Annotated in this window: 20 protein-coding genes; 19 read left to right on the top strand and 1 reads right to left on the bottom strand. The window is 28.5% G+C overall.

The window, feature by feature from the left end; genetic code table 11:
* The first annotated feature begins 8 nt into the window (after positions 1-8).
* The 16 genes from fliJ to ACRC03_RS02885 are packed head-to-tail and all read left to right on the top strand — an operon-like array spanning position 9 to position 13,838.
* On the top strand, positions 9-443 hold the full coding sequence (fliJ, locus tag ACRC03_RS02960; RefSeq protein WP_438651058.1) for a flagellar export protein FliJ: 435 nt from the start codon (positions 9-11) through the stop codon (positions 441-443).
* A gap of 13 nt (positions 444-456) precedes the next feature.
* The gene (locus ACRC03_RS02955) at positions 457-1,737 is read left to right on the top strand and encodes a flagellar hook-length control protein FliK (protein ID WP_438651057.1); all 1,281 of its coding nucleotides are present in this window, start codon (positions 457-459) and stop codon (positions 1,735-1,737) included.
* Positions 1,738-1,747: 10 nt separating this feature from the next.
* Positions 1,748-2,320, top strand: coding sequence for a flagellar hook capping FlgD N-terminal domain-containing protein (locus ACRC03_RS02950; protein ID WP_438651056.1), 573 nt, complete (start codon positions 1,748-1,750; stop codon positions 2,318-2,320).
* Positions 2,321-2,324: 4 nt separating this feature from the next.
* A complete protein-coding gene (locus tag ACRC03_RS02945; RefSeq protein ID WP_438651055.1) occupies positions 2,325-3,278 on the top strand; it encodes a flagellar hook-basal body protein in 954 nt (317 codons plus the stop codon).
* A 15-nt stretch (positions 3,279-3,293) separates the two neighbouring features.
* A complete protein-coding gene (locus tag ACRC03_RS02940; RefSeq protein ID WP_438651054.1) occupies positions 3,294-4,109 on the top strand; it encodes a motility protein A in 816 nt (271 codons plus the stop codon).
* Complete coding sequence (locus ACRC03_RS02935; RefSeq protein WP_438651053.1) at positions 4,099-4,815, top strand: OmpA family protein; 717 nt, start codon at positions 4,099-4,101, stop codon at positions 4,813-4,815. The genes ACRC03_RS02940 and ACRC03_RS02935 overlap by 11 nt, the downstream gene beginning before the upstream one ends.
* A gap of 11 nt (positions 4,816-4,826) precedes the next feature.
* Positions 4,827-5,252 carry a hypothetical protein gene (locus ACRC03_RS02930; protein WP_438651052.1) on the top strand — a complete coding sequence of 142 codons (426 nt, stop codon included), beginning with the start codon at positions 4,827-4,829 and terminating at the stop codon, positions 5,250-5,252.
* Positions 5,236-5,907: a flagellar type III secretion system pore protein FliP gene (gene fliP / locus ACRC03_RS02925; RefSeq protein ID WP_438651051.1), complete on the top strand. Its 672-nt coding sequence runs from the start codon at positions 5,236-5,238 to the stop codon at positions 5,905-5,907. Before ACRC03_RS02930 ends, fliP begins: the two co-directional genes overlap by 17 nt.
* Positions 5,908-5,924: 17 nt before the next feature.
* Entirely contained in the window at positions 5,925-6,194 is a 270-nt protein-coding gene (fliQ, locus tag ACRC03_RS02920; protein WP_438651050.1) for a flagellar biosynthesis protein FliQ, read from the top strand.
* Positions 6,195-6,200: 6 nt separating this feature from the next.
* A complete protein-coding gene (locus ACRC03_RS02915) occupies positions 6,201-8,018 on the top strand; it encodes a fused FliR family export protein/FlhB family type III secretion system protein (RefSeq protein WP_438651049.1) in 1,818 nt (605 codons plus the stop codon).
* A gap of 13 nt (positions 8,019-8,031) precedes the next feature.
* On the top strand, positions 8,032-10,089 hold the full coding sequence (gene flhA / locus ACRC03_RS02910; protein WP_438651048.1) for a flagellar biosynthesis protein FlhA: 2,058 nt from the start codon (positions 8,032-8,034) through the stop codon (positions 10,087-10,089).
* An 18-nt stretch (positions 10,090-10,107) separates the two neighbouring features.
* Positions 10,108-10,821 carry a sigma-70 family RNA polymerase sigma factor gene (locus tag ACRC03_RS02905; RefSeq protein ID WP_438651047.1) on the top strand — a complete coding sequence of 238 codons (714 nt, stop codon included), beginning with the start codon at positions 10,108-10,110 and terminating at the stop codon, positions 10,819-10,821.
* A gap of 13 nt (positions 10,822-10,834) precedes the next feature.
* Positions 10,835-11,614, top strand: coding sequence for a flagellar hook-basal body complex protein (locus ACRC03_RS02900; RefSeq protein ID WP_438651046.1), 780 nt, complete (start codon positions 10,835-10,837; stop codon positions 11,612-11,614).
* A 14-nt stretch (positions 11,615-11,628) separates the two neighbouring features.
* Positions 11,629-12,390, top strand: coding sequence for a flagellar hook-basal body complex protein (locus ACRC03_RS02895; protein WP_438651045.1), 762 nt, complete (start codon positions 11,629-11,631; stop codon positions 12,388-12,390).
* Between the two features lie 25 nt (positions 12,391-12,415).
* Positions 12,416-12,679, top strand: coding sequence for a FliM/FliN family flagellar motor switch protein (locus tag ACRC03_RS02890; RefSeq protein ID WP_438651044.1), 264 nt, complete (start codon positions 12,416-12,418; stop codon positions 12,677-12,679).
* A 37-nt stretch (positions 12,680-12,716) separates the two neighbouring features.
* Positions 12,717-13,838: a hypothetical protein gene (locus ACRC03_RS02885; RefSeq protein ID WP_438651043.1), complete on the top strand. Its 1,122-nt coding sequence runs from the start codon at positions 12,717-12,719 to the stop codon at positions 13,836-13,838.
* A 65-nt stretch (positions 13,839-13,903) separates the two neighbouring features.
* Here the strand turns inward: ACRC03_RS02885 and ACRC03_RS02880 are convergent, their stop codons facing one another.
* Entirely contained in the window at positions 13,904-14,314 is a 411-nt protein-coding gene (locus ACRC03_RS02880) for a GtrA family protein (protein ID WP_438651042.1), read from the bottom strand.
* A 341-nt stretch (positions 14,315-14,655) separates the two neighbouring features.
* Here ACRC03_RS02880 and ACRC03_RS02875 point away from each other — a divergent pair, with 341 nt between their 5' ends.
* From ACRC03_RS02875 to topB, 3 genes are all read left to right on the top strand, one after another.
* Entirely contained in the window at positions 14,656-15,267 is a 612-nt protein-coding gene (locus ACRC03_RS02875) for a manganese efflux pump MntP (protein ID WP_438651041.1), read from the top strand.
* A gap of 173 nt (positions 15,268-15,440) precedes the next feature.
* Positions 15,441-17,450 carry a sensor histidine kinase gene (locus tag ACRC03_RS02870; RefSeq protein ID WP_438651040.1) on the top strand — a complete coding sequence of 670 codons (2,010 nt, stop codon included), beginning with the start codon at positions 15,441-15,443 and terminating at the stop codon, positions 17,448-17,450.
* 584 nt (positions 17,451-18,034) lie between these two features.
* Positions 18,035-19,234: DNA topoisomerase III (topB, locus tag ACRC03_RS02865; RefSeq protein WP_438651039.1), on the top strand; the 1,200-nt coding region annotated here is incomplete at its 3' end.

Genomic DNA, 19,234 nt, shown 5'->3' with positions numbered 1-19,234 from the left:
TAATCCAAGTGGAAAAATTTAAACTTCAAAAATTATTAGATATAAGAATTAAAAATGAAGAAGAAAGTAAAGTGTTTTTTGTTCAAGCTAAAAATAAAAAAAGAAAAGTTGAGGAAAATCTAAAAACCTTAGAAGTAAATTATGAAAAGTACTGTGATATAAGTCAAGTTGAGGATGTAATAACACAAAAGATAACAATCAATTATTTATCTTCACTTACGCAATCTATAAAAAGTACTAATGCTCAACTTAAAAAAGAAGAAATAAAGGTAAGTGAAGCAAAAGAAGATTTGCTAGGTAAACAAATACAGAGAAAGTCTTTAGAAATACTTAAAGAAAATGTATTACAAAGAGTAAAAAAAGAAGAAGAAAGAATAGAGCAAATAACTAATGATGAATTTGCATTGTACTCATTTATAAGAAATAAAGTAAATTTATCATAAAAGGATGAAAAATATGAATTTAAATATTTCTGCACAATTTCTAAATAATTGCCTAGGAAATAATGTTACTAAAGGCAATGAAACAAATAGTAATGGATTTACAAATTTATTAGAAGAGTTAAGTAGTATGAATGAAGAACTTGATTTTAATGAAAAGTTAGATACAAAAGAGAATGAGGATGAAAAAAATATTGATTATAGTTTTTTATTAAGTATATTGAGTAATATTAAAACATTTGATGATTTAAAAAATACTAATAATCCAGAAGAGATTACCTTGGATAATTTGTTAAAAATTGAATCCTTAAATGAAATATTAAGTGGTAAAACAATCAATAATGACAGCTCTAGTTTAGAAAAATTAAACGAAATTATTTTAAATCAAGACTCAGATATAAATAAGTTAAGTAAAGAAGATACAATGCTATTAGATTTAATAAAAGAAAGTTTACAAAATAAAAATAGTAGTAGTACTCAAGATACAGATTTAGATTCAATATCAAAAGATAATAGTGATTTAGAAAATAAAAACATAACAAATAAAGCATTAGAAAGTTTAGGACTAGAAACTAAGTCGAAAGACAATGGACAAGTTGAAAATGGAAAAAATGATTTAATCAATCAATTTAACTCAAATCTAGAAGAACAAAATAGCTATGAAAAGTTAGAAACTAATAGTTTAATAAATAAAAACAACATAATAAATAGCAACAATACTGATTTAAAAGACAAAGACTTAAATACCTTAGAAAGTATTTTAGATAGCAAGGACAATAATTCTTTTATAAATATTAATAACATAAATTCTAATACATCTAATATTACAAACAAGCAAGATGTAAATACCAGTAATATTACAACTGTAAGACAAGAATTTATGGGAGAAGATATTGTAAAAAATATAAACTACATGAAGTCAAATGGTTTAGAAGAAATAAAAATAAAACTAACTCCAAAAGAACTTGGTGACATGACTATAAAGCTTGTAAAAAGTTTAGAAGAAACAAAAGTACATATTATTATAAGTAAAGATGATGTGTTTGATTTAGTTAACAAAAATATTGGAGATATAAGTAAGCACTTAAAAGATTTAAATATAAATGTTAAGGAAATTTCTGTAGATATAAAAAGTAATAATGAAAGATTCTTTTCAGATAATTTAAATCAAGAATTCAATAAAAAAAATCAACAAAACAAAAAGCAAAGAAATCGAGTTAATAATATGGAAGTGGAATCATTAGAGGAAATAAAAGAAGATAAGGCATTAGATAGTAATTTAAATATTTTAATCTAGAGGGGAAAAAATGAACAATTTAACAGCGGTTAATAATAATGTAAGTAATTACAATACTAGGACTTATGATAAAACTGAAAATGGAACAGATATAATATTGCCAGGTCAAGAAACTAGTAAAGATATATTTTTAAAAATGCTAGTAGCTCAAATGACTAATCAAGACCCATTTAACCCACAAGATCCAACTCAGTATGTTACGCAGTTAGCCCAGTTTAATAGTTTAGAGCAGATGATGAATTTAAATACCAGTATGGAGTATTTATTAGGAGCTACTAATGGATTACTAGTAAATTCAGCTATGGGGGCAGCATCTAATCTTATCGGAAAAAATGTTGAAGTTTATGTTCCAAAAGAAGAGGCTGGAGAGGATTATGGAAAGAAAACTTATACTGGTAAGGTAGAAAGTGTCCATATAAAAGATGGTGTAGTATATATGAATGTAAGAATAGATGAAACAGGAGAGTTAAAATCAATAGAATACGGAGCTCTTGTTAAGGTAAGTGATGAAAAAATAGATACAGGTGGAGAAACTAAACCAGAAGAAAATCCAGATGTAGATACAGAAAATAAGGGGGAGTAAATTAATGTTAAGATCGATGTACGCAGGTATCAGTGGAATGAAAGCAAATCAAACAAAAATGGACGTTGTTGGTAATAACGTTGCAAACGTAGGAACGACAGCGTATAAGAAAACAGGAGCAAGATTTTCAGATGCATTATATCAAAATATGATATATTCAAGTGCTCCAGGTGGAGGAATAGGAGGGGTTAACCCAGGACAAGTTGGTATAGGTACAAAGGTTAGTGGTATATTTAAAAATATGGTACAAGGAGCTATTCAGCCAACAGGAAGACCTACAGACTTAGCGATAGATGGAGATGGATTGTTTAGAGTTCAACTAGGTGAAGGTGATAATTATGGATATACGAGAGATGGATCATTTAACTTAGATGAAGAAGGATACTTAGTTACAGCAGAAGGATATTATGTACTTGGTCAAACAATTAAACCTAATGATGGAGATAAAGTAGATGATACCATTAAAGATGATAGGATAAAAATACCTAAATCAGTAGATCCTGTAACAGGAAAAGAAGACAATACAAATGGTAAAAAGGTCATATCTTTTAACATTTCAAAAGATGGTAAAATATCATATTTAGTAGAGGATGGTACTAAAGTTCCGCAATTAGAAAAAGTTGATCCGGCTACTGGAAAACCTGTAATAGGTGCAGATGGAAAACCAGAGAAAAATGTTGACGCTAGACAACCAATGCTAGATTTAGTTGTATTTACAAATCCAGAAGGGTTAGAAGCTTTAGGAGGAAATATATTTACCGGATCAGCTAACTCAGGAGATGCAATTAGAAATAATAAACTTGGCAAAATAAACCAAGGTGCAGTAGAAATGTCAAACGTTGACCTATCAGAAGAATTCACAGAAATGATAGTTACAACTAGAGCCTTCCAAGCTGCAAGTAAAGTAATAACAACTAGTGACGAACTACTACAAGAAATAATAAATCTTAAGAGATAACAATAGGGGGAGTTTATGAAAAAGCAAGATATCCTTACCCCTATAGGTTTATTATTCGGAACAGCAGTAGTACTATTTGGTATGATGGTAGGAGATACTGGGCTTATGATATTTTTCGACCCAGCATCTATAGGCATAACAATAGGGGGATCATTTGCAGCAGTATTAATAACTTATCCAGCGGATGAGTTGAAAAAAATGATAGGTCTTCTTAAAATAAGTATGACATCAAGCAATATATACAAAACAGACCTAATAGATCAATTTAAAGAAATATCTAGAAGAATAAGAAAAGATGGTGCACTATCCCTAGAAGATTATGTATCAGAAATAGAAGATGATTTCTTAAGAAAGGGATTAGAGCTAACAATAGATGGTATCGAGCCAGATAGCATAAAACAAATACTAGAATTAGAAATAGAAGCAATAGAAAATGAATATAATAAAGGCTCTAAAATATTTAAAATATGGGGAACTTATGCACCTGCTTTTGGTATGATAGGTACCTTAATAGGTCTTATACAAATGCTTGCAGATATGGGATCACCTGAAACTATAGCTTCTGGAATGTCAAAAGCTCTTATAACAACATTCTACGGGGCACTATTTGCCAATATAATATTAAATCCAATAGGGTTTAATATACAAAATAAAGGTCAAAAAGAAGTTGAATACAGAGATATGATGCTATGTGGAATTGAAAGTATTCAAGAAGGTGACAGTGCGAGAGTAATAGAAGAAAAGCTAATTAACTTTTTAACAGTAGAAGAAAAACGTAGTTACTACAAAAGAATGATTGAAGAAGAAGGAGTTGATGGTGGTGTCGCGTAAAAAAAGAAGAGGTAACTCTGAGGATGATATAAATCCAGACGCTTGGCTTGCTACCTATTCAGACACCATAACATTAGTACTGACATTTTTTATATTATTATACTCAATCTCTTCTGTTGATAGTCAAAAGCTTAAAGAGTTATCAGAAGCACTACAAGGGTCACTATCTGGAACCGTAAGTATTAAAGATATTGAAAATATTGGAGATATTGATAGTACTAAAGTAAATCCAAGCAGTGGAGGAAATACAGAGTACGAAAATTTAGTAGAAAAGTTAAATACAGTAATAGAAAATAACAGCTTAACAGATGTAGTAAAAATAAGAGAAGAAGATAGAGGCGTAGTACTTCAATTAGATGAAACAATACTTTTTGACTCTGGGCAAGCAGCTTTAAAAGAAGACCGTAGAAATGTTTTAAATCTAATATCAACTGTAATAAGTAACGTAGATAATGATGTGTTAGTTGAAGGAAATACAGATAACATTCCGATGAATACTGAAGAATTTCCTTCTAACTGGGAGTTATCTACAGCTAGAGCAGTAAGTGTAGTAAGGTACTTTATAGAAGAAAAAGGCCAAAATCCAACTCGATTTGCAGTTAAAGGATATGGAGAGCACAAACCTTTAGTTGAAAATTCTACACCAGAAAATAGAGCTACAAATAGAAGAGTTGATATTTTAATTGTAGAACAAAAGGAGAAGTAATAAAAAAATTTATGAATAATGATATGTTACAGTACTTAGTAAATTTAGCTGTATTTATACCTTTTGTAATGATTCTTATAGTAGTATCTATAAGATTTAGCAGAGGAAACTTAGAAGGTATTGGCATATACAAGTACACTAAAGTGATAGAAAGAACAAACTTAAATAAAGATACAGATGTATTTGTATTAAAAATAGGTGATGAAGGATGTGTAATAATATCATCACCTTCAAAGATAGAAAAAATAAAAGACTTAAGTCTTGAAGAAATGAAAAATATAGAAGAAAAAAGACAGCAAATTAAACATAAGAAGATAATTAATTTAAACAAAAGAGATATTAATTTAAAAAACATAGATTTAAAAAAACTAGATATAAAAAAATTAGATTTAAAAAAATTAAAGTTAAAGGAGAAGAAAGATGGACACTCTAACTAGCCTTATGTCAGATACCAAAGAATTTACTCCTTTAATAGAGTTATTTATAATCTTAACTTTTTTAATGTTTTTACCTACAGTCATTTTTATGATGACGAGTTTTGTAAGAATAATTATTACATTCTCATTTATAAAAACAGCATTAGGAGCACAGCAATCAATTCCTAACCAAATACTGATAGGAATTGCAATAATATTGACTATGTTCATAATGGCACCGACCATGAATACTATAAATGAAAATGCTCTAAAACCTTATGTTGCAAAGGAAATAGATATTGTTGAAGCAATGAAAGAAGCAGAAATACCAATGAAAGAATTTTTACTAAAGCAGACAAGAAAAGAAGATATAAAACTATTTGTAGAAAATGCTAATTTAGATTCAAAAGAAGTTGATATAACTAGAGGGAATATTCCTTTATACGTTTTAGTACCAGCTTTTGCAATTAGTGAATTAAAAACAGCTTTCCAAATAGGATTTTTAATATATTTACCATTTTTACTAATAGACTTAGTGGTATCAAGTACTCTAATGTCTATGGGGATGTTTATGCTTCCTCCAGCTATGATTTCGTTACCATTTAAGCTTTTATTATTCATTATGGTTGATGGATGGAATTTATTAATTAAATCTTTAATTTTAAGCTTTAAATAGTGAGGAGAGAAAATAATATGACAGAAAATATGGTAATGAGTGTAATAAAAGAAGCTTTGTACACTAGTTTGTTAGTAGGTGGGCCCATACTTATTTTATCTTTAGTTGTAGGTTTACTTATCAGTATATTCCAAGCAACGACACAGATACAAGAACAAACATTGACATTTGTACCAAAACTAATAGTAATAGCTTTAATATTGGCAGTTGGTGGAAACTGGATGTTACAAGAAATTATGAAGTTTACAGTAAAGATGATGAATATGATAGCAACAGTAAAGGGGTAACCTAAGATGTTATTTATATTTATTAGACTAACAGCCTTTTTTGGCTCACTAAATGTTATATTTCCAGGAGGAACACCTAATATATTCAAAGTTGGATTTTCATTATTTATATCTGCAATAATAGCTCTTACTGTAAATGTAGACGTAAATATAACCTCAACATTGGGATTAATTAATTGTGTAACAATGGAGGTAATAACAGGATTAACATTAGGATATATAACTAGCCTATGCTTTAACGCACTAAGAATAGGTGGAAGTTTAATTGACCAACAATTAGGTTTATCTATGGCAAGTATATATGACCCAAATACTAAAACTCAAACCACGTTAATTGAAAATCTTATGTACTGGATGGGAATAATGGTGTTTTTTGGTATGAATGGTCATCATAAATTGATAGAAGGCATACAACAAAGTTTTAAGTTAATTCCAATTGGAGAATCAATTTTAAATAATAATTTTAGTTATATAGTAAATGTTTTTGTGCAGTGCTTTGAGATCGGATTTAAAATAGCTGTCCCAATAACATTAGCACTTATTATAACTGATTTAATAATGGGACTAATATCAAGAAGTGTTCCTCAATTAAATGTAATGGTTGTAGGAATGCCCCTAAAAGTATTAGTAGGTATTATCTTTTTTATGATATCTTTACCATTTATTATAACTGAAATACATAATCTACTAAACAAAATACCAAGTATATTAGATGGAACATTAACCTTATCACCAATGGCACCTATAGGGATGGCATTGTCTGCGGGTGGAGACAAGACTGAAGAGCCTACAGGCAAGAAAAAAATGGATGAAAGAAAAAAAGGAAATGTAGCTAAAAGTAAAGAGATAGTTACAGCTATGACTTTACTAGGAGTTTTATTAATAGCTTACACAATGTCAGATTCTATAATTTTAGAGCTTAAGAACTTTTTAACTGAACTTTTAAGTAGTGATTTTAAAACAATATTTAATGATAATACAGTACAGATATTGTTTATGAAATTAATCTTCTCATTTATGAAGATATTTTTACCTATAGGAGCGATAATAATTGCACTATCTTTTGTAGGAAATTTAATGCAAACAGGGATTTTACTTACAGGAGAAGGATTAAAGGTACAATTGTCTAAAATAAATCCTATAAATGGATTTAAAAATATGTTTTCTTTAAAAGCATTAGGTACTTTAGTAAAAAGTTTAGCTATTATCTCAGTACTACTTTATATTGGTTATTCTTTTATGGAAGAAAATTTTGAAGGAATTATGAAAATAGGAGATATTTACTTTCCTTACCTAATTTATAACATATTAGATTTGGTAAAGAAATTATTATCAGATATAGCTATAGCAGTAGTCATTATAGCAGTAGCTGACTTGGTATATGAAAGATTTACATATAATAAAGGTCTAAAAATGACTAAGCAAGAAGTTAAAGAAGAATATAAGCAGATGGAGGGTGACCCTCATATCAAAGGAAAGATAAAGCAAAAACAAAGGGAGATAGCATCTCAAAGAATGATGCAATCAGTCCCATCAGCTACAGCTATTATCACCAATCCTACTCATATATCAATTGCAATAAAATATGAAAAAGGTAAGGATAGTGCTCCAATAATAGTAGCAAAAGGTGCAGATGTACTAGCTTTTAAAATAAGGGAGATTGCCAAAGAGCATGATATTCCAATTATTGAAAATAAACAACTAGCTAGGTTCATCTATAAAAACGTAGAAATAAACGAAGAGATTCCGGAAGAAATGTATCAGGCAATAGCGGAAGTGTTAGTGGCTGTTTATAAAATAAAAAATAGATATAAGAAGCTATAAAAAGAGGTTTTAAATGGATAAATTTAATTTGAAAAAACGATTTGATGTGCTAGTGGGATTTGGAATCATTGGAATAGTACTAATGATGATAATACCATTACCACCATGGTTATTAGACATATTATTAGCTTGTAATATAGCATTCTCAGTGTTAATACTATTACTGACACTTTTTTCTACAAGCATATTACAATTATCAATATTCCCAACGATATTACTAGTAACTACCTTGTTTAGATTAGGTCTTAACATATCCTCAACTAGACTTATATTAGGTGAAGGTTATGCAGGACATGTAATCGAATCCTTTGGTAGTTTCGTTGTTGGAGGAAACTACGTAGTAGGAGTAATTATATTCTTAATTATAATAGTAGTACAGTTTGTAGTTATTACAAATGGTTCAGGAAGGGTATCTGAAGTATCTGCAAGATTTACACTGGATGCTATGCCAGGAAAACAAATGAGTATAGATGCAGATTTAAATGCAGGTATGATAGACGAACAAACGGCAAGAAAAAGAAGAAGAGAGCTTCAACAAGAAGCAGACTTTTACGGATCAATGGATGGAGCATCAAAATTCGTAAAAGGTGACGCAATAGCAGGTATATTAGTAACTGCTATAAATATGCTTGGAGGAATTGTTATAGGTATACTAATGCTTAATATGAGTTTTGAACAGTCTGTACAAACTTATATAAGACTTACCATAGGAGATGGTTTAGTAAGTCAAATACCAGCCTTACTAATATCTACTTCAGCAGGTATATTAGTAACAAGAGCAGATAGTGATGAAAACTTTGGTAACTTACTAGGAAAACAGTTAATATCATATCCAAAAGCAATAGCAATGACAGGAACAATATTATTTGTATTAGGGTTTATGCCTGGACTTCCTAAAGCATCATTCTTTACATTAGGATTCGGTGCAATACTAGTTGCCTATTTACTAAATAAAACTGAAAAAGAATCACAGCAACAACTAGAAGAGATTGCACAAACTCATGAACCAACAGAAGCAAATATAGATGCAGCAGAAGATGTATCAACTTTAATAAATGTAGAGCCAATAGAAGTTGAAATAGGCTATGGATTAATACCACTAGCAGATGATAGTAGTGGGGGAGATTTATTACATAGAATAGTTTCTGTAAGAAGACAATGTGCAATAGATATGGGAATTATAGTTCAACCAATAAGAATAAGGGATAATTTACAGTTAAATCCAAATCAATACTGTATAAAAATAAAAGGTATTCCAGTAGTTACATACGACTTGATGCCTAATATGCTACTATGCATGAATCCAATGGGAGGAGATATAGATTTAGAAGGAATAAAGACTAAAGAACCAACCTTTGGATTAGATGCTTTATGGATAAATAGTGATAAAGTAGAAGAAGCAGAGTTATACGGATTTACAGTAGTAGACCCGACAACTATACTTGTAACGCATCTACTTGAAATAATAAAGTCAAAATCTCATGAACTTATAGGAAGACAAGAGGTAAAGGCAATAATAGACGCCACTAGAGAGAGATATAGTGCAGTAGTAGATGAATTAATACCAGACTTAATGACACTAGGGGAAGTACAAAAAGTATTCCAAAACTTATTAAGAGAAAAAATAGCTATAAAAGATAGAGTTAGTATACTAGAAACTTTAGCAGATCATGCAAGAAATACTAAGGACATTGAACTATTGACAGAGTATGTGAGAATGGCATTAAGCAGAAGTATATGTACTGACTTAGTAGATGAATACAATGCTATAACAGTAGCTACTTTATCAATGGAAGTAGAAAATTTAGTAGGGAACAACTTACAAAGATCTATAAACGGAACTTATCCAGCAGTAGATCCAGACAATACTAATAGAATATTTAGCAATATTCAAGCTATGACAGAGGAAGTTAATTTCCATAATAATAGACCAATATTGTTAGTGTCTCCAAAAATAAGAGCACCATTTAGAAAATTAGTAGAAATGGTATTTCCTAATGTAACAATTTTATCACTTAATGAAATACCAAGTGATATTCAAATAAAAGCACAAGGCGTAGTTAATATATAGTAATGGAGGGGAGTTATATTGAACGCATACGACCAAGAACAATTTATAATAAACAATATGCCTCTTGTTAAGCATATTGCAGCTAAGTATCATACAGATAAAATAGGCATTGAGTATGAAGATTTAGTAAGTTTTGGTGTAATGGGGCTTATAGATGCATATTATAAATTTGATGTTAATCGAGGGGTTAAGTTTTCAACGTATGCTTCTATAAGAGTAGCATCCTTTATAATCGACGAAATAAGAAAACAGTCACCTGTATCTAGATCATATATAGCTAAAATAAAGGAATACAATAATGCTATTAGTAGTTTACAAAATAAAAATTGCAGACAACCAAGCATAGATGAAATATCTAATTATATGAAGATATCAAAGGATGAAATACACGATATCAAAGTCAAACTAACAAGTTTAAACACAGCATCCTTAGATAATGTTATGTATGATGATGAAAGTGAAATTAAACTAATAGATACTATAAAAGATGAAAATACAATATCAACAAGTGATTTAGTAGAGAAAAAAGAAATGATAGATATAATGGAACAAGCTATAGATATGTTAAATGAAAAAGATAAATTAGTATTATCACTTTATTATTATGAGGAACTTACTTTAAAAGAAATAGGAATGATACTTGGTGTATCGGAATCTAGAATATCTCAACTTAATAGTAGAGCAATAGGAAAGTTAAGAGAAAATATGAAAAAGTTAAAATATATAGATTAATGGGGGAAAAGTTATGTTAAGAGGTATGTATTCGTCAATATCATCTATGATAACTTTGCAAGCAAGGCAAAGTGTTATAACTAATAACTTAGCAAACATAAATACTAATGGATATAAAGAAGAATCTTTATTAACAAAGGCTTTTGATGAAGTAGCTTTGTCTAATAAAGATAATTATAAAAATGGAAAACCGCAGACACAAGAGTTAGGAAGTTTAAGTTTTGGGGTAAGAATAGATGATACTATTACTAATCATATTCAAGGAGTTCTTAGATCAACTGAAAACAATACAGATTTTGGACTAGAGGGGAATGGTTTCTTTCAAGTACAAGATGCAAATGGTCAAAATTATTATACAAGAGATGGTTCTTTTAAAGTTAATAGTCAGGGGTATTTAGTAACAAATGCAGGCTACAACGTTATGGGAATGAATCAGAATACTGGCAATTTAGAACCTATAAATATAGGAACAAGAAATGAAAAAATTTCAGTTTCTGCAAATAACAATATAAGTATAAATGGTACCAATGCCTATAAATTTAGTGTTGTAGACTTTAATGATTACAACAATCTAGACAAAGTAGGAAACAATGTGTATAAGGGTGAAAATCCAGTACAAGCTAACAATTTCAATATAAGACAAGGATATGTAGAAGGATCAAATGTAGATCCTATAGATGTAACAACTACATTAATGGAGACGGTAAAAGAGTTTGAAGCAAATCAAAAAGTAGTACAAACTATAGATTCAACACTTGCAAAGATTGCAAGTGAAATAGGTACTGTTAGGTAGGAGGAAAGACGTAAATGTATAATATAATAAATACTAGCAAAACTGGAATGCAAGCTAATCAATCTAAAATAGATGTTATATCCAATAATATGGTAAATGTTCAAACATCAGGATATAAAAAGTTAGATATGGGGTTTATAGATTTATACACTGAAACTTTAGATAGAATATCTTATCCCAATAGCAATAAGGGAGCTCTTACAGGTACAGGTGTAAAAGAATCTATAGCAACAAGAAATTTTGCTCAGGGATCACTAAAGAATACAGGAATAAAAACTAATTTAGGAATAGACGGAGATGGATTCTTCTGCGTAACAAAGCCAGATGGAACACAAAGTTATACTCGAAATGGTGAATTTAACTTAGATGCAAATGGAAAATTAGTTGATGATTATGGAAATGCAGTAGAGATAACTTTTAATGAGGGTAGAAATTACGAAAATGTAGATTTATCTAATGGAGAATTGAGTATAAATAAATCAGGAGAAGTGTTTCTAAATAATGAAAATATTGGTAAAATAGATATATATGCACCACAAGGAGAAGATACTTTTATATCAGTAGGGGATGGTCTATTTATACCAAGAGAAGGCACAAATGTTATGGTTGTACAAAATCCGACTATAAGACAAGGATACACAGAGATGTCCAATGTAAATATGCAAAATGAGATGACAGATTTAATTATGGTACAAAGGGCATTTCAATTCAATAGTAAAGCTATGCAAGCGACAGATGAGATGATAGGAATGATAAATAATCTTCAAGGACGATAATAATAAAAGGTAGGGATAGGAAGATATGAATGAGAATATAGAAAGAGTACGAGATATACCTTTAAAAGTAACAGCAATACTAGGGAAAACACAGATGAGTATAAAAGAAATATTTGACTTAACAAAGGGTTCATTAATAGAATTGGATACTTTTGAAAATCAAGAAGTTGAAATTTATGTAAATGGACAAAAAATAGCTTATGGTCAAGTTGTAATAGTAGAGCAAAACTTCGGTGTCAGAATAACTAGCATATTAGGTGAAGAAGAGCTAGTAAAAACACTAGTTTAAAAGCGGAGCCTATATAGCTAAGGAGGAATAGTGATATATGGCAAAGGTAGTAAAAAGCAAATACAATAGTACAGGGGAAAGATGTGTAAATGCATGTCTAAACTATGGAGAACTAAGATATTTAAATGAAGATGAAACTCCTATTAAAATTGAAGTACCTTATGATAAATATGATGAAGCCATAAGTGATTTTGGAGATCGAGTAAGAGAAGGTATGACAATGCATGCTTTAGACCCCAACTCAATCTTATGTAGGGGAAATTTTACTTATGCTCAGGCTAAAAATTTAGCTACTGAATGCAAAGTAAAAGGATTAAGTTATTATGAAATAGATGGTAGCGTTGAATGTGATCATATATTAGGAATTTCTGCTAGTATAGAGTATGCTTTATCAATATGGAACAATGAACCAAGAGAATTAGCAACAAAAAAGGCTATATTAAGAGCAATCAAAACTTATGGAGAACAATTTATAGAAGTCTTCAATTTTGGTGAAAGTATAGATTTAACCGATTACAAAAAATTTTCCAAAAGGGCATATTCTACAGAATCTATGAATGATATAGATTTATATGAACTTAAAAATTATGCAATACAAGAAGATTACAAGCAAGACGGAAAGAAAAAATTCAAAGAAGCAATAGCTGTAAATATGGATGTAGGTGTAGGTCTTGTAGGAGGATTTATTGGATTTATATTAATACAATTATCAACTAATTATGGAGAGTTAGTGGATAATAACACAATATATATAATTTTAAATATTATATGTATAGTCGTTTTTGGAATAGTATTTATGCAAGGAACTAAGTTATTATCTGTAAAGCATGTGAAAGATGATACTACTAATATAAGTGAAATGTTTAATGAAGAATTAGAAAAAGTTATATATGAAAACTTATTAACAGAAAAAGAAGTTTACATAGTTTTAAAAAATATAACAAAAGGTGAAGTAACTAAATTACTTATTAACATGAAAGGTAGTGTAAACAAAAAAATCTCGAGTAGTACTATAGTAACAAAAGAAACTAAATTTATACTAGATGCAAGGAGAATAGTAATATTACCAAATGAAGATGAAGTAAAAGAAGCTTTAGCTAAAATGGTAAATAGTTATAATGAAAAACTTAATAAAGAATATAATGTAAATAACATATAGAATAATTAGTAATATAATAAGCCATACTTAATCAATGAGGATGGCTTGTCATATTACTAATTATTTTATTTTGTTGATTTTCTTTTTATTACTGCTCTCATTAAGAAAAATGCAGGTATAGTTGAAAATACAGGAGCTATTAATGGAGCGATTATTTTACTAATATTAAAAGAATTAACTAAAAATATTATAATACCCATATTAAATATATATTCAAATATATAAACTAAAATCGATAATGAAAGTTTAGTAGCACAATAATTATTTTGTTTAAAAGTAAATTTAGAATTTAATATATAAGAAGCTATCACACTTAATATACTTGTAATTGTATAAGCTACAATGTAATTTATGCCAAATAGTAGATGTAGCATTATATAAAAAAGTTGAGAAATAACAAAATTAATTGTACCAATAATATTAAATTTTACATATTCTCTAACTTTGCCTTTTAAGAAATTGAATTTTTTTGACATATAAATCTCCTTAATCTAAAAATTATAAATCATATTTAGTATTTGAAAAAATAACACAAATTACAAGTTATATAATTGAAATTATAACATATATTTCAATTAATAAATTGTAATTTATGTTATAATATATTATACTATATATAAATTAATAATACTTACTAGCTTTGCTGAGGGAGTAGTTTGCACGGAAAAGGTGTATCTAGATCAACACAATGACATTCGTCTGGTCTAGATTTAAAAAGCGAGACTCATGCATGTTTATTTAACATGCATAAGTCTCGCTTTTTTACGCGCAATAATACAAATCAAGTAATGTTAAAAGAATTAAATAGGAGGAAATTATGAGTTTTATAGCAATTTTTTTAACAGCACTAGCACTTTCAATGGATGCCTTTGCTGTATCAATAACTAAAGGAATGACGATTAGAAATTTAACCACTAAGCTTGGAATAAAAATAGCCCTTGCCTTTGGTATATTCCAGGGAGGGATGCCTTTATTAGGATGGTTACTTGGAATAAGCTTCGAGAGTTACATAAAATCAGTAGATCATTGGATAGCACTTATACTGCTTGGATTCCTTGGATATAGAATGATAAATGGATTTATTAAATCTAAAAAAGAAGATGAAGAATTAGAGTATGGTATAACACAAGAAGAAGAAAACCTAACAAATAAGGAGCTATTAGTATTATCAATAGCTACAAGTATTGATGCTTTAGCAGTAGGAATAAGTTTTGCATGTTTAGATGTTAATATAGTTACAGCAGCATTAGCAATAGGTGGTGTTACCTTTGTAGTGTGTTTATTTGGAGTTTTTTTAGGAAAAAGAATGGGAAAAGTTTTTAGTAGTTATGCAGAATTAATGGGAGGAATAATACTAATATTAATCGGTCTTAACATATTTAATGAGCATAGTCAGCTTTTGAGTAATATTATAAATAGCATATTTTAAAGAAAGTGGGTTGCTTCAAAATGATTACCAATCATTTTTAGGGGCAACTCTTTTTTTGGGATATTATCTTACTCTATTTTAGAGTTGAAAAAAATATGGTAATATGTATATAACAGTCTAATTTGTAAATATATGGGGAAAAAAGGAAAATAGGGAGGTTGAATAAGGGATAAATGTATAAATTTAAAAAGAATTATCAAGAAATTTCTAACAGACAAAATAAAATAGCTTCAACTGTAATTTTAATTATAAGTGGTTTTTTTGTTATATCATATATGATTGTATTAATTTTATCACTAAATCCAAATAAAAGTAATACAAACGAGATAACTTTATTTATAAAACTGTTTTCTGTAATGCTATCGGGTTTAGCTGTAGCTAGTTGTATATTATGTTATATGAGTACTAATAAAGAAGAGATTTTTATAATATCTCTCATGTATATAGTATTTTTTATTGATATATTGATGGGTAACTTTGATAATCTGCAGTTAACAAATTCGGTAATAGATACTAGTACCTATATTACAGTTTTAACATCATTAATAAGAATCAGTATATTAATGATTTTAATCCTACCACTTGAAAATATTAAAAAACTAATAATTAATAATAAATTAAAATCATCAGTAATTATACTAATTTTATCTATTTTAATTGGAACATTAAGAACACAAAACATTTTATTAACAGGATTAAATACAATTGAACAATTTAAAGCATATAACTTATTTTTAGTAGTTGTATATCTTATATTTACAACAAGATTTATTATAAAAGGCATAAAACAGAGAGATGCTATATATTTAGTTATAAGCGTGAGTATTCTGTTTTTTGCAATTAAAGCCTTATATGCTATAGCAGGAGTAACCAATCCGTCAGTAAATATAAAGCTAGTATCCTTATCAATTACTTATATGGGATTCCTTGTACTTATAGCAGGGTTATTTACAGAACTAGCATTTAGTATAAAAAAGAATAAATGTTTAGAAAATGAAATTCAAATGTTTTATAACTTAGTAGATGATAGCAAATATAGTTGCATAGCAATATATGATGAAAACTTAAACATAAAATATTCGAATAAAACTATAAAGACATATTTATTCAATAGAATAAAGGTTAGTGATTCTGAAGTAGATAAAAAAATTAATGAATATATTAGTGAGTTAAAAGAAGAATTTATAGAGGAAATACTTAAGTCTGTAAAAGAAAAAGGAGCATGGGAAGGTAATATAATAATAGATTCTGAAGATATTACTTTGAATTGCTTTGTTCAAGAAATATATACTTATGATAATAAGCGTAATACAGTAGTAAATTTTAGTGACGTATCTCATAGAATTAGAGCAGAAAAAAGCTTAATAGAATATGAAAAAATGAAAAATCATGAAAATATAAAGAATGAGTTTTTTTCCAATATATCTCATGAATTAAAGACACCATTAAATATATTTTACTCAACGATACAGTTATTAGACCTAAAAAGTAAAGATACATCAGTTAATTTCAATGAAGTATATTTTAATCATAAGCAATGTTTAAAAATTAATTGTCAGCGAATGCTAAGACTAATAAATAACATAGTAGATATAACAAAAATAGATGTAGGTTTTACAAAGCCTAAGTTTGTAAATTGTGACATCATAAGGTTGGTAGAAGAGATTACTTTATCAGTAATAAACTATGCAAATCCTAAGGATATTACAATAACATTTGATACAGAGGTAGAGGAACTTAGTATTAAATGTGATCCATCTATGATAGAAAGAGTAATGCTTAATTTATTATCAAATGCTATAAAATTCACAAAACCCAATGGAAACATATTAGTGAGTATGTACAATGATGAGGAATGGGTACATATAAGAGTTAAGGATGATGGGATAGGTATACCTGTAGAAATGCAGGGGATTATATTTGAAAGGTTTATTCAAGGGGACAAATCTTTAACTAGACTAAACGAAGGAAGTGGAATAGGTCTTAGTATTGTAAAATCAATAGTAGAATTAAATAAGGGCGAAATCTACCTTGATAGTGATGGAGAAAGTGGAACTGAGTTTGAAATATTACTTCCAAATAAAGTATTGCAAGGATACGAAGAAGCACCAGAAGTTTTATATGAAATAGATATACAAAAGATAGAGTTAGAATTGTCAGATATCTACAAACTATATGAATAAATTGTTCAATTCCTTACTTATTTGGATAAGTTATAAGAAATAATAGCAATGAAATAGTTTAAATTTGATATTAAAATTAATAAAAATAAAAAATAATTGAATTAAAAAAAATAAAGTGGTTAATATAATATCAACAACATTTGCTTGACTAGAAGCTAGGATGATACCTAACCTTCTGCTAGCATCATTGGAAGTGTTGTGGACTAGATATTATATAATATCTTCTCAAATAGTTTTAAAAGTTCTGAATTAACCTCAATTTAGAATATACTATTGGCTCTACGGTCAAGAACCAATGAATGACTATATGCTAATAAGTGTACAAATAACTATTTGTTAAAGGTCCATATGAGGTAGAAGCAAATGCTTTGATAAAAGACATTAGATTTGATGGCTATAACCATTAAATCCATTGTCTTTTATTTTTTTTCGATAAAAAATATAGTTACTTTTAGTATGTATGGTAATATTATAAATATGTAAAAGTATGCTTTGTAAAAACAAAGTTTAGATATAACATTTATATAGTTAATCAAATTTAAAATAAAGACCTTATATTTATTTTAAAAAAGAAAGGAAATTTTATGAAAAAAATATTAGTTTTAGCAGAAAAACCTTCAGTAGGAAGGGATATAGCAAAAGTATTAGGTTGTAATAATGATAAAAATGGATATATAGAGGGGCCTAAATATATAGTAACTTGGGCACTAGGTCACTTAGTTACCTTAGCAGATCCTGAAAGTTACGGTGAAAAATATAAAACTTGGAATATAGATGATTTACCAATTTTACCTCAAAACCTAAAAACAGTAGTAATTAAAAAAACCTCAAAGCAATTTAACACAGTAAAAGCTCAAATGAATAGAGATGATGTAGGAGAAATTGTAATAGCGACTGATGCAGGACGTGAAGGTGAATTAGTAGCTAGATGGATAATAGAAAAAGCACATGTTAAAAAGCCTATAAAACGTCTTTGGATTTCTTCAAGTACAGACAAAGCTATAAAAGACGGCTTTAATAAACTAAAGGATGGAAGAGAGTATGACAATCTATACTATTCAGCTATAGCAAGGTCAGAGGCTGACTGGATAATAGGAATAAATGCAACACGTGCCTTAACAACAAAACACAATGCTCAGCTATCATGTGGTAGAGTACAAACTCCAACTTTAGCCATGATACTGAAAAGAGAAGAAGAAATACAAAACTTTAAGGCAAAAGAATACTATGGAGTAAACCTAGTAGCAACTAAAGGAAATAGTGATATTAAGTTTTTATGGAAAGATAAAAATAATTCTACCTCGACTTTTAGTAAAGAAAAGGGCGAAAGTGTAGTTAATAAAGTTAAAAATAAGGAAATAAATATACTAGAAGTAAACAAAGTACATAAGAAAAAATATTCACCTGCACTATACGATTTAACAGAATTACAAAGAGATGCGAATAAAATCTTTGGATATTCAGCTAAAGAGACTTTATCTATAATGCAAAAACTATACGAGCAACATAAGGTATTAACATACCCAAGAACAGATTCTAGATATTTAACTAGTGATATAGTAGATACTCTAAAAGATAGAATACAAGCAGTAAATATAAGTGATTACTCAAGAGTATGTACAAAGTTACTTAAAACAAAAATAAGTGGAAATAAAAGCTTTGTAGATGACTCAAAAGTTACTGATCACCATGCAATAATACCTACAGAAGAAAGAGTATTTTTAGGTGACTTAAGTGACAAAGAAAGAAAAATCTACGACTTAGTAGTAAAAAGATTCTTAAGT

Origin of the sequence: Romboutsia sp. (genome assembly GCF_051659545.1) — a bacterium.
GTDB lineage: Bacteria > Bacillota > Clostridia > Peptostreptococcales > Peptostreptococcaceae > JBOFOR01.
Note: the sequence above shows the minus strand (reverse complement) of the source record. Positions and strands in the feature narration are given on the sequence as shown.